The organism is Clostridium sp. Marseille-QA1073 (assembly GCF_054863625.1).
In genome coordinates this window covers 1-13,552 of the sequence record NZ_JBSVQM010000042.1, presented here as the reverse complement: position 1 = coordinate 13,552, position 13,552 = coordinate 1, and the positions used below count along the sequence as shown (strand labels likewise).

Genomic DNA, 13,552 nt, shown 5'->3' with positions numbered 1-13,552 from the left:
ATATGATATTGTTGACATGGGATGCCCACAGAATTTTGGAATAAATAATCTAAATGATTTTATTAAAATTGCGTAAGTTAGATTCAAGAAACTATATTTTCAGATAATATATTAATTAATTATTTTTAGTTTATTCAAGTTTATTAAAATGTTAAAGCTAGTAATTCTACTAGCTTTTTTGTTAAATATATCTAGAGGTGAAGTTATGAAAGTTTTAATTAGAGCAGATGGAGGAGAAAAAATAGGACTAGGTCATATTATGAGAACCTTGACTTTAGCCAAAGAACTTTTAAATGAGTTTGAAGTAAAATATATATGTATAAGTGAAAATAAATATGTTAAAGGAAGAGAGATAGTAAAATCTGAAAATATCGAGGTTATTGAAATAAATGAAAGAAATGAATTGGATAGTATTAAGAATTTAGATGGCGATATAATTGTCGTTGATAAATATGGAATTAATAAAGAATATTTAAATAGTCTGAGAGAAAAGTTTAAAGTACTTTATATAGACGATAATAATGAGTTAGATTACTATCCAGTGGATATTTTAATTAATCAAAATCCACACAGCAAGTTTTTTAACTATAATGTAAGAAAGAGTACTAAAGTATTATGTGGTGGTATGTATACGATTTTAAGAGATGAGTTCTTAAAGTGCTATCCTATAGAAATAAGAAAAGATATAAAAGATGTACTAATTACCTTAGGGGGAAGTGATGACTTAAATATCACTGATGAACTAATAAGAGAATTAAAGGGATTAAAGATTAATTTACATGTAATAATAGGACCAGCTTTTAAGTTTAAAGATAATATTAAAAACTATAATAGAGATAATGTGTTTTTACATGAGAATGTTAACATGAGTGAAGTGATGAAAAAAGTTGATTTAGCTATTTCAAGCTGTGGATCTACACTGTATGAACTTTCTTATTTAGGGATACCTACTTTTGGGATTATTGTTGCTGATAATCAGAAGTTATGTGGGCAATTTATGGAAAGTTTAGGATGTATTTATTTAAAGAAGCATATAAGAAAAGAACATATATTAAATATTACTTATAGTGAAAGACTTATTATGAGTAGTCGCATGAAAAATTTAATTGATGGTAAGGGAAAGTATAGGATTAAGGAATTTTTAAAGTTATACGATAAATAATATATAAATAGAAATTTACAAGATTAATATGTTTTAATAAATAGTATATAGAAATTTTAAAAAGAAAGGAAGTGAATACCGTTTAAATAACGGTTATTTATGATTTTAAATGGAAAAAAAATTGGTGATAGTGAAAGATGTTTTATTATCGCTGAGATGTCAGCCAATCATCTTCAAGATTATAATAGGGCAATAGAAATAATTAAAAAAGCAAAATGGGCTGGAGCAGATGCAATAAAGCTTCAGACTTATACTCCAGATACTATAACACTAGACTGTGATAATGAGTATTTTCAAATAAAACAAGGAACTATTTGGGACGGGACAACTTTACATAAGCTTTATCAAAAAGCTTATACTCCATGGGAATGGCAGCCAAAATTAAAAAAGGTAGCTGAGAAAGAAGGTTTAATATTTTTTTCATCACCTTTTGATTATACTGCTGTAGATTTTTTAGAAGAAATGAATGTTCCAGCATACAAAATTTCATCTTTTGAAATAAATGATATTCCTTTAATAGAGTATATAGCTAAGAAAGGAAAACCTATAATAATATCTACAGGGATAGCAAAAATGGGAGACATACAAGAGGCAATAAATGCCTGTAAGAGAATGGGTAATAATGATATTGCATTATTAAAATGTACTTCTTCTTATCCATCCCCTTTAGAGGATATAAATTTAAAAACAATTCCTAATATGAAGGATACATTTAAAACAATAGTAGGACTTTCAGACCATACAATGGGACATGCTGTTGCTATAGGTGCCGTTGCATTAGGTGCAAAGATAGTAGAAAAACATTTAACTTTGAGAAGAGCTGACGGTGGAGCAGATTCTAAATTTTCCATGGAACCAGAAGAATTTAAACTTATGGTAGATGATATTAGAAACATAGAAAAAGCACTTGGAGAAGTTACATATGATTTAACAGAAAAGCAAATAAATTCCAGAGAGCATTCAAGAAGTTTATTTGTTGTTGAAGATATAAAGAAGGGAGAAGTATTTACTGAAAAGAATGTAAGGAGCATAAGGCCAGGATTTGGATTAGAAAGCAAGTATATTAATTATATAATAGATAAAAAAGCTAGTAAAGACATTAAAAAGGGAACGCCTATGTCATTTGATTTGATTGAAAATTAGGTAGATAATATATAAATTAAACTTTATTAATAAACATATTTAATAATTAAATAATTTTTTAATAAGAAGGTGAAGTATTGAATAAATTCGACATAAATCATAAATTTTCTGTTAGAGAAACCTACTTATCTTATGGAAAGCAAAATATCGATGAAGATGATATACAAGAGGTCATCAAAGTATTAAGAAGTGATTATTTAACTACCGGACCTTATGTGAAAATTTTTGAAGAAAATATTGCTAATTATGTTGGAGCAAGATATGCAGTAGCTTTTTCTAATGGGACTGCAGCACTGCATGGAGCCTGCTTTGCCGCTGGAATAGGAGAAGGTGATGAAGTTATAGTTTCACCAATGACCTTTGCAGCATCTTCCAATGCAATTTTATACTGTGGCGGAATACCAATATTTTGTGATATAGATATGAATACCGGTAACATTGATGTTAATACGATTGAAGAAAAAATCACTTCTAAAACTAAAGCTATTATTCCAGTCGATTTTGCAGGACATTCAGTAGATATGGATGAAATAATGAAAATTGCCAATAAATATAACTTAATTGTTATTGAAGATGGAGCTCATGCACTAGGTAGTGAGTATAAAAATAAAAAAATAGGTAATGGTGCACATATGACAGAATTTAGTTTTCATCCAGTGAAGCCAATAACTACTGGTGAAGGTGGAATTATTACTACAAATGATAAAGAACTATATAATAAGCTTATCAGATTTAGAAGCCATGGTATAACTAGAGATAAAAATTTTTTAATAAATAAAAATGAAGGCCCATGGTACTATGAGCAATTAGAATTAGGTCTTAATTACAGACTTACAGATATTGGAGCTGCTTTAGGAGTTAGTCAATTAAAGAAGCTAGACAAGTTTATAAAGAGAAGAAGAGAAATAGCTGATATTTATAATGAAGCTTTTAAAGATATAGAAGAAGTAGAAATACCTATAGAATATGATTATACTAAATCTGGATATCACATTTATGTTATTAAACTTAACTTAGATAAGATATGTAAAACTCGCAAAGAAATTTTTATAGAACTTCAAAATAATAATATTGGAGTTAATGTTCACTATATACCTGTATATTATCACCCTTATTATAAGGAGTTAGGCTATGAAAAAGGGTTATGTAAGGTAGCAGAGGAATTTTATGAAAGAATTATAACGTTACCATTACATCCTTCAATGAACAGTACTCAAGTTCAATATGTAGTAAGTAAATTTATAAGTGCAATAAAAAAATAAACTATTTATAGGAGATTATAATTATGGTTAATTATTTTAATCCTGTTAATATATATTTTGGAATAAATGAAATAAATAAAATTTCAAATATTATTAAAAAGAATAGTAAAATACTATTATTAACAGGTAAAAATTCATTAAAAAATTCAGGTAAATTATCAGTTATCTTGAATTTATTAAAAGAGCATAAAGTCTATCTATGCAATAAAGTAAACTCAAATCCTGATATGAAAAATTTATATGATATTAAAAAGGAGACAGATAATTATGATTATGATTATATAGTTGCTGTTGGGGGCGGCAGTGTTTTAGATATAGGAAAAGCATTAAAAGCTTTTAAAAGAATAAAATTTAGAAACTTACTTGAAATAATAGAAAAAATAAAGAGTAAAGAATATGCTTTAGAAAGAAGCACATATTTAATAGCTATTCCAACTACAGCAGGTACAGGTTCTGAAGTTACAAGTTGGAGTACAATTTGGGATATAGAAAATAAAAAAAAATATTCAATTGAAGATATAGGATTGTATCCTAATTATGCAATTATTGATGCGACAATGACGTTGGGACAAAATAAAAGATTAACAGCTTCTACTGCATTAGATTCTTTATGTCATGCTATAGAGTCATATTGGTCTAAAAAAACTAATGAAATAGTTAGAGTGTATTCACTAAAAAGTATAAATTTAATATGTAGCAATATATTAGACCTATTAGATGACTTAGAAAATATTGAGTTAAGAAATAAAATATTAATGGCTAGTATGTTTTCAGGATTAGCTTTTAGCAACACAAAAACAACAGCATGCCATTCTATATCTTATCCATTAACAATTAATTATAATATTGAACATGGAATAGCTGTATCAATAACATTATTTGAAATGATCCGTATAAATTGGAGTAAAATTATTGATAGATATAGTTTCCTTAATTCGTTCAATGTTAGTGAATTAAATGAGATAGAACACTTTATTGAAAAAGTATTTGAAAAAGCTGAAGTATCTAGAAAATTAAGGAGCTTTGGAGTGGAAAAAAATGAAATTAGAACAATAGTTAGTCAATGCTTTACTCAAGGAAGAATTAATAATAATCCCACTGAGTTAAATAGTAAAGATATAACTAACCTATTATACAAGATATATTAGAAAAATTCAGCATATAATGGAGGGTTTAATATGAAAAAAGTATACTTAGCAATAAGTGCAGATATTATTCATAATGGGCATATTAATATAATAAAAAAAGCTAGTGAGCTTGGTGAAGTGATAGTTGGGGTTCTTACAGATGAAGTCATTGCATCCTATAAAAGGTTTCCAATATTAAATTATGAACAACGCAAAAATATAGTGGAAAATATAAAAGGAGTTAAATGTGTTGTTCCTCAAAAAACATTAGATTATACTGAAAATTTATTATTATTAAAGCCTCATTATGTAGTACATGGGGATGATTGGGAAAATGGTGTACAAAGTAGTATTAGAAAAAAAGTAATTGAAGTATTAAAACATTGGGATGGAGAATTAGTAGAATTTAAATATACTTCTGGAGTATCTATTACTCAAATTGATAATATATTAAATGAAATTGGAACAACACCTCAAGTAAGAATGGCAAGGCTTAGACGTCTTTTGAAAATGAAGCCTTTAGTTAGAGTACTAGAAGCTCATAGTGGTTTAACGGGATTAATAGCTGAAAAGACTAAGCTAGAATATGATGGAAAAACAAAAGAATTTGATGCTATGTGGATAAGTAGTCTTTGTGATTCTACATCAAAAGGGAAGCCAGATATTGAACTAGTGGATTTTACTTCAAGATTAAATACAATTAATGAAATTTTAGAAGTGACTACAAAGCCCGTAATATTAGATGGTGATACTGGTGGGCAAGTAGAACATTTTGTATATACTGTTAAAAGTTTAGAAAGACTAGGTGTATCTGCAATTATTATAGAAGATAAGATTGGATTAAAGAAAAATTCATTATTTGGAACAGAAGTAAGACAAGAACAAGATAGTATAGAAAGTTTTTCAAATAAAATTTTATTAGGTAAGAATGCACAAGTTACAAAAGAATTCATGATAATTGCTAGAATAGAAAGTCTAATATTAGGAAAAGGATTGGAAGATGCCATTACTAGAGCAAAAGCTTATATAGATGCAGGGGCTGATGGCATAATGATACATAGCAAAGAAAAAACTGCTAAGGAAATTTTTGAGTTTTGTGATTTATACAACAAATTAGAATCAAGAGTTCCACTTATAGTTGTGCCTACATCTTATTGTTATATAACAGAACAAGAGTTACAGAAAAAAGGAGTTAATATGGTAATTTACGCAAATCATCTTATAAGAAGTGCATATCCCGCTATGGTGAATGTAGCAAAAAGTATATTAGAAAATGGGAGAGCATACGAATGTAACGAAAATTGTATGAGTATAAAAGAAATATTAAATTTAATTCCTGGGGGACACTAAAATGATTAGCAGTGATTTTTTTTATAGTTGCTTAAAAAAAAATGAAATTAGTTTTTTTGTAGGAGTACCAGATTCACTTTTGAAAGATTTTTGTGCATATATTGATAAAAATGTTATTAAAGAAAATCATATAATTGCAGCTAATGAAGGAAATGCAGTTGCTATAGCAAGTGGATATTATTTAGCTACTGAAAAAATCCCAGTAGTCTATATGCAGAATTCTGGGATTGGTAATGCTATAAATCCTTTGGTATCCCTAAATGATTCATTAGTTTATAGTATACCAGTATTATTAATAATTGGCTGGAGAGGGGAACCGAATACTAAAGATGAACCTCAACATGCTAAGCAAGGGGCAATAACATTAGATTTATTAAAAGCAATAGGAGTAAAATATAGAATTATTAGTGATAATGAAAAGGAAGTTGCCCATGAAATAAATTTTGCATGTAATTATATGAAGAGATATAAAGAACCATATGCTTTAATTATAAGAAAAAATACATTTGAAAGTTATAAAAATTGTAATAAATATTTTAATGATTATGAGTTAAGTAGAGAAGATGCGATTGATATTATTTTGTCTAATATAGATAAAGAACATGTACTAATATCAACTACTGGAAAAATGTCAAGAGAACTGTTTGAGTATAGAGAAAGATTTAATCAATCGCATAACAAAGATTTTTTAACAGTTGGTTCTATGGGACATGCATCTCAAATTGCACTAGGGATTGCTCTTAAAAAGAAAAATAAAAAGATTTATTGTTTAGATGGAGATGGTGCTTTCATAATGCATATGGGGAGTATTGCAATTAATGGTAATACTAAATGTAAAAATTTAAAACATATAATCATAAATAATGGATGTCATGAATCAGTTGGAGGTCAAGAAACAGTAGGATTCGATATAGATATATTATCAATAGCTAAAGCGTGTAATTATAAGAAGGTATTAACTACAAGCACAAAAGAAGATTTAATAGAAAAAATGAAAGAAATCGATAATACTACTGAATTAACCTTATTAGAAGTTAAAGTTAATCGAAATAGTAGAGAAGATTTAGGTAGACCTAACACTACTCCCATAGAAAATAAGATTAATTTTATGAATTACTTAAGGGGGACAGAGTAATGAATTTTAATAAAGCTATTATTGTAGCAGCCGGACTTGGAAGTAGATTAGGAGATTTAACAAAAGATACTCCTAAGCCTTTACTTAAAATAGGTGAAGATACTATTATAGAGAGAAATATAAATACGTTAAAAAAAAATGGAATTGAAGATATAGGGATTGTAGTTGGATATAAAAAGGAAAAAATAATGGAGCTTTTAGGAGATAGTTATACTTACATATTTAACCCTTTCTATGAAAATACTAATAATATGGCTTCTTTATGGTTTGCCAAAGATTTTGTAAGAAATAGTAATTTTATATATTGTCATTCAGATATCATATACGAAGAATATATTTTAAAAAAGCTTTTAAATACTAAAGGTGACATAGTTTTATCTGTAGAAGAAAAAAGATGTGATGGGGAAGCTATGAAAGTATTATTAACTGATAATACTTTTGTAAAATCTAGCAAAGATATTAGCCTAGAGAAGGCGTATGGAGAGTGGATAGGCATGGCCAGATTTTCACATACAGGATGGAACTTATATTTTAAATATATAGAAGAATTGTTATATAATAAAAATTTTAAAGTATATGATACTGAGGCTATGAACAATTTAGTTAAAGATTATATTGGATTTATAAAAATATCGAGTTTTACTAATTTAAAGTGGTATGAGATTGATTTTTATGAAGATTATATAAAAGCTATTAATATGTTTAAAAGTAACAATTAGCAAAAAAAGAAAAATATAATGAATCCTATAAATTTAGATAATAAAATAAGTTATACCTATTAAGGTGATAATAAAAAACATATAAAAATTGCGAAGAATGCGGATTATCTAAAAGTTTGTTATAAGATTATAAGAAAAAAATTGAATATGATAATACAATATAGAGGATACCATATTTGTAGCTAAAAATAATCTTAAATCTATAAAACAAGTGCCATATGAAGAACTAAAAAATTAAATAGAATTAAAGTACTATTACTAGTTGGAGGAAAGGAGATAAAAAATAAAGAAATCAATGAGATAGTAAAATTAGTTCATATATTTCTTATGTTTTTAAGTTATTTAAAAATAGATCATAAGAAGAATATTGATATAAATGTACCAATAAGTTTTGAGGAGATAATCTTAAACAATACACTTATGCTAAATTAATTTCAGAACAAACATATAAAGATGTTATAAATGATAATGCTCATACATCTATTTTTGAAACTAAAACTTTTGTTGAAATGATGTATTAATAGATATAGAGAACTTTAAAGTATTACTTTTAAATAAAGATTCTAAAGAATATGAAACAAATGTGTATATAACTGAAAAATATATTACTATTGTTTATCAACATATAAAAGTCATGTAATAATATTGTTTTAATGTTAAGTACATATTATAAGAATAACAAGTATAAGACTAGTAGATATCAATCTACTAGTTTTTTTATGGCAATATTTATTCATCTCCTTCATATAATACAATAGTTATAATTATTTTCTGGGAAATATTACTATATATTTTTGAGAAATATTAATTAATTTCAATAGATTATATAGTGAAATTGAAAAATAAATTAAGATTTCTCCTTTAAAGGAGAAATATCCATAATTGTCAATTCTCAATTGAAGAAAGGTGATAGTTTATAAATATTATAAGACAATTTTTAATAGATAGAATTGGACCAGATATTGGTGCTACTCATTGGATGATGAGATTTAAGATATTAAGAAGATGGTTTATTAAAAATAAGTTTGGATCTATAGGAAATAATAGTGATTTAAGACCCTTTGTTACTATTGTAGGAGGAAAAAATATTTATATTGGAAATAATGTAATTTTGCGAGGAGGAACTCAACTTCATGGTAGTAGTAAAATAAGAGGAGCAACTATAACTATCGAGGATGATGTTCTCATAGCACCAAATGTTTTTATTACAGTTAACAATCATAATTTTTCTGATATATCTATTCCTATTAGCATGCAGGGAGGAAATGAAAAAGAAATACGCATTAAAGCTGGAGCATGGATAGGTTATGGGGCAATTATACTTCAAGGAGTTACCATAGGAAGAAACTCAGTAGTAGCCGCAGGAGCAGTGGTAACAAAAGATGTACCAGATTATACAGTAGTAGGAGGAATACCGGCTAAAGTTATTAAAAGAATTAAAGATGAAGAATAAAGAATTTAAATCGAAATTAATTTTAGAAGAACTAATTTCTTTAGTAGATATTTAATCATTAATTTATTGCTAAATTTTCTTTTTACACTTAGGAAACGGTAGTAAAGAGCTGTAACGAGTACTTGAACTATAGCATGATTCAGAAAAACATTTATTTATAATGAAACTTTTAAGAACGTAAAGGAAATATAAACATCTATAGGTTATGATTATGTAAAATTGGCATATCATTTCTATGCTATTAGATTAAATCTAAATAAATTAAAAAACACAAGATAAGAAATTTTTAATGAACTTGAAGAAAGAAATATACGAGTAAATGTTTACTATATACCTGTATACTATTATTCATATTATAAAAATTTAGGTTATCATAAAGGGCTATGCCTTAAAGCAGAGGAATTTTACATCATTAAACAATCCTTTAATTACATTGCATATCTATATTAGTATTGACTAAAATTTTAGTCTTGTACCAAATTATACTGAACCTCAGGGCAACCCTATAGGGCTACACCACTGCTCCCTTGAGGTAGAGAGAATTACACAGCATTCACTATCTTCTAAAATAATTTACCAATAATTACTTTTAAAAAACTATAATTTTACTTTGAAGCAAAGAATTTTAAGTACTATGTACAAAATCTTTTATATGTTCATAGGATATAAGGAAGTAGTATATCTTACAGATAGACTAATATATAACTATTTTGTGAGATATTTCAGTTCACAATTTAGAGTAACGGAAGAGCTTGGAATAATGGAAAATTAAAAATGGACAATTGACAATTATGGTTGAAATTAGTTTTAATTAAACTAATTTCTTTAACTGTTTTTATAGACGTTACTGCGTAATTTCAAAGAGAAATTAATTAAAAACTTCTCCAATAATGGAGAAGTATCAATAATTGTCCATTTTCAATTGTCAATCCTCAATTGTATAAGGGGTGGGAAAGTGGTGTTAGATGATAAGACTATTTTAATAACTGGTGGAACAGGATCCTTTGGGAAAAAATTTGTAGAGATAGTTCTTCAAAGGTATAATCCTAAAAAGATTATTATTTACTCAAGGGATGAATTTAAACAGGATTTAATTAAAAAGATGTTTATAAATAAATTAAGAAATAAAATAGATAAACTCAGATTTTTTATAGGTGACGTAAGAGATAAAGAGAGATTATATAGAGCTTTTCAAGGAGTAGATTATGTAATCCATGCTGCAGCAATGAAACAGGTGCCTTCCTGCGAATATAATCCCTTTGAGGCAGTGAAAACAAATGTCCATGGAGCTCAAAATGTTATAGATGCAGCTATAGATAGAGGCGTAAAAAAAGTAATTGCTCTATCTACAGATAAAGCGGTAAATCCTATAAATTTGTATGGTGGTACAAAATTGGTTTCAGATAAATTATTTATTTCTGCTAATGCTTACACTGGAGGGAGAGGTACAACTTTTTCTGTAGTGAGATATGGAAATGTTGCTGGAAGCAGAGGATCTGTTATTCCATTTTTCAAAGAGGTGTTAGCTAGAGGAGGGACAGTATTACCTATTACTGATATTAGAATGACTAGATTTTGGATCACTTTAGAAGAAGGTGTGAATTTGGTTATTAAAGCACTAGGGGAATCTAAGGGAGGAGAAACCTATATTTCAAAAATACCTTCTTTTAAAATTATAGATTTAGCAATGGCTATGAACCCTAAGGGAACCTTTAAAGAAATAGGCATTAGAGAAGGGGAAAAGCTTCATGAAGTTATGATAACTAAGGATGATTCTAGAAGCACCTATGAGTATGAAAACCACTATATAATCTATCCTAATTTTGATTGGTGGAATGTTAGTGAGCGTTTTACTGAAGGCGGAGTGCTAATTGAAGAAGGTTTTGAATACAATTCTTCTAACAATGTTAGATGGTTAAAGGTAGAAGAACTTAAAGAACTTTTAAATAAACTTACCTTTGAGTAGTGATGAAAGGTGGTATAAAGTTGAAAATCCTTTGTATAGTACAAGCACGTATGGGCTCTAGTAGGTTATATGGGAAAGTGATGAAAAATATTTGCGGAAAAACAGTATTGGAGCACTGTATAAATAGGTTAAAAACTGTAAAAATCATAGATGAAATAATAATTGCAACTACGAATTTGCCTTGTGATGATATAATTTGCGAAGAGGGAAAAAGATTAAAGGTTAATGTCTTTAGAGGTGATGAAGAAGATGTATTATCAAGATACTATTATGGAGCCTTAGCATATAGAGGAGAAGTTATAGTAAGGGTAACCAGCGATTGTCCATTAATTGATAGTGAGGTAACTAATAAGGTTATAAATTATTATTTAAAAAATGATTTTCAGTATGTAAATAATACCTTGGAAAGAACCTTTCCAAGGGGATTAGATGTAGAAGTATTTAGTTTTGAAACCTTAGAAGAAACTTTTAATAAGGCAGTGATAAAAAGAGATAGAGAACATGTAACCACATATATATATAATAATCCACAAAAATATAAATTAGGCTGTTATAAGAATCTTATAGACTATTCAATGCACAGATGGACATTAGATACTATAGAAGATTATCAATTTATTTCTAAAATATATGAGGGACTTTATAGAGATAAGAATCATTTTGGAATGATGGAAATAATAAATTTTCTAAATAATAATCCAGAGCTTTTAAAAATAAATAGTGGAATTATTCAAAAAAATATAAGGAATCTAAAATAATAGCTAGAGATAAAAGGATATTTCATACAAAATGGTATACTAGCTAGCTATTTTTTAGATATCTAAATTGAGGGTGAGAATATGGGATTAAAGCTTAGAAAAATATTAAGAGAAGATTTAATGCTTATTGCAATTTGGAGAATGTCTGAAGAAGTTACTAAATATATGTATACTGATCCAATACTTGATTATGAAACTCAGCTTAAATGGTTTAAAAATATAGAAGCCAATCCCTTTGCTAGATATTGGGTGATAACTTATGATGACAAACCTATAGGAGTTTTAAGCATTACTAATATTGATATGATAAATAAAAGATGTAGTTGGGCTTATTATATAGGAGATACTTCACTAAGAGGAAAGGGCATTGGTAAAATTCTTGAGTGTAACATTTATGATTATGTTTTTGAGGTTTTAAATCTTAATAAACTTTGCTGTGAAGTTTTTGAATTTAATGAAAAAGTTATAGAAATTCATAAAAAATATGGTTCGGAAGTTGAGGGAGTTTTAAAGGAGCATATTATAAAAAATGGAAAACCTCATAATGTAGTAGTAATGGGTATAACAAAAGATAAATGGAAGGCAATAAAAGACTTATACAGTTATGAAGCTATAGAAATTCAATAGGAGAAGAAATATGAAAGCTTCAAACTTATTTACCTAGTACTATTACTTTAGGTTGTGATAACGAACTTTTTAATATAAATCAAGATAGTATATGGCATGATCAAAGTTTATATAATCTTTATGAAAGAGCCTATACTCCTTGGCAATGGCAACCTAAATTAAAAGAATATGCAGAAGAGTTAGGGCTTGTTTGCTTTTCATCACCCTTTGATAAAACTTCAGTAGACTTTTTAGAGAACTTAAAAGTGCCTGCTTATAAAATTGCTTCTTTTGAGATTACAGACATAACACTTATAGAATATATAGCAGAAAAAAATAAGCCCATAATTTTATCAACTGGAATTGCAACTTTAGGGGAAATTGAAGAAGCAATAAAGGTAATTAAAAGTAAAGATAATCATCAAATCATAATATTAAAATGTACCAGGGCCTATCCTACAAAACCAGAAGAAATAAATTTAAAATCAATAAATTCATTACAAAAATCCTTTGGAGTTACTGTTGGACTATCAGATCACATCTTGGGAATAGAAGTTCCTATTGCTGCGGTAACCTTAGGAGCAAAGATAGTGGAAAAGCATATAATTTTAAGTAGAAGTGATGAAGGGGTAGACAGTGAATTTTCACTAGAACTGGATGAATTTAAAGCTATGGTTAATGGGATAAGAAATATAGAAAAAGCACTAGGAAGAGAAGAGTATATATTAAGTAAAAGAGCAGAAGAGAGTAGAGAATTTGCTAGATCTCTTTTTGTAAGTGAATATATAAAAAAAGGTGAGGTATTTAATGAGAAAAATATAAAATCTGTAAGACCTTCTTATGGGCTTCACCCTAGATATTATAATTATAT

General features: G+C 27.5%; 12 protein-coding genes. All 12 read left to right on the top strand.

The window, feature by feature from the left end; translation table 11 throughout:
• The first annotated feature begins 205 nt into the window (after positions 1–205).
• Positions 206–1,162, top strand: a complete 957-nt coding sequence (pseG, locus tag ACY1IQ_RS20495; RefSeq protein ID WP_461615731.1) for a UDP-2,4-diacetamido-2,4,6-trideoxy-beta-L-altropyranose hydrolase — start codon at positions 206–208, stop codon at positions 1,160–1,162.
• 99 nt (positions 1,163–1,261) lie between these two features.
• A complete protein-coding gene (pseI, locus tag ACY1IQ_RS20490; protein WP_461615730.1) occupies positions 1,262–2,305 on the top strand; it encodes a pseudaminic acid synthase in 1,044 nt (347 codons plus the stop codon).
• A gap of 77 nt (positions 2,306–2,382) precedes the next feature.
• Positions 2,383–3,567, top strand: coding sequence for a UDP-4-amino-4,6-dideoxy-N-acetyl-beta-L-altrosamine transaminase (gene pseC / locus ACY1IQ_RS20485; protein ID WP_461615729.1), 1,185 nt, complete (start codon positions 2,383–2,385; stop codon positions 3,565–3,567).
• Positions 3,568–3,590: 23 nt separating this feature from the next.
• Positions 3,591–4,715, top strand: coding sequence for a phosphonoacetaldehyde reductase (locus ACY1IQ_RS20480; protein WP_461615728.1), 1,125 nt, complete (start codon positions 3,591–3,593; stop codon positions 4,713–4,715).
• A 30-nt stretch (positions 4,716–4,745) separates the two neighbouring features.
• A complete protein-coding gene (gene aepX, locus ACY1IQ_RS20475) occupies positions 4,746–6,044 on the top strand; it encodes a phosphoenolpyruvate mutase (RefSeq protein WP_461615727.1) in 1,299 nt (432 codons plus the stop codon).
• Position 6,045: 1 nt separating this feature from the next.
• Entirely contained in the window at positions 6,046–7,179 is a 1,134-nt protein-coding gene (gene aepY / locus ACY1IQ_RS20470) for a phosphonopyruvate decarboxylase (protein WP_461615726.1), read from the top strand.
• Positions 7,179–7,898 (top strand): phosphocholine cytidylyltransferase family protein, encoded by a 720-nt coding sequence (locus ACY1IQ_RS20465; RefSeq protein WP_461615725.1) that lies wholly within the window; start codon positions 7,179–7,181, stop codon positions 7,896–7,898. The genes aepY and ACY1IQ_RS20465 overlap by 1 nt, the downstream gene beginning before the upstream one ends.
• Positions 7,899–8,880: 982 nt before the next feature.
• Positions 8,881–9,351 carry an acyltransferase gene (locus ACY1IQ_RS20460; RefSeq protein WP_461615724.1) on the top strand — a complete coding sequence of 157 codons (471 nt, stop codon included), beginning with the start codon at positions 8,881–8,883 and terminating at the stop codon, positions 9,349–9,351.
• Positions 9,352–10,309: 958 nt separating this feature from the next.
• Positions 10,310–11,317: a UDP-N-acetylglucosamine 4,6-dehydratase (inverting) gene (pseB, locus tag ACY1IQ_RS20455; protein WP_461615723.1), complete on the top strand. Its 1,008-nt coding sequence runs from the start codon at positions 10,310–10,312 to the stop codon at positions 11,315–11,317.
• Between the two features lie 20 nt (positions 11,318–11,337).
• Entirely contained in the window at positions 11,338–12,075 is a 738-nt protein-coding gene (locus tag ACY1IQ_RS20450) for a cytidylyltransferase domain-containing protein (RefSeq protein WP_461615722.1), read from the top strand.
• Between the two features lie 81 nt (positions 12,076–12,156).
• Positions 12,157–12,702, top strand: a complete 546-nt coding sequence (gene pseH, locus ACY1IQ_RS20445; protein ID WP_461615721.1) for a UDP-4-amino-4,6-dideoxy-N-acetyl-beta-L-altrosamine N-acetyltransferase — start codon at positions 12,157–12,159, stop codon at positions 12,700–12,702.
• 41 nt (positions 12,703–12,743) lie between these two features.
• Positions 12,744–13,552: pseudaminic acid synthase (gene pseI, locus ACY1IQ_RS20440; RefSeq protein ID WP_461615732.1), on the top strand; the 809-nt coding region annotated here is incomplete at its 3' end.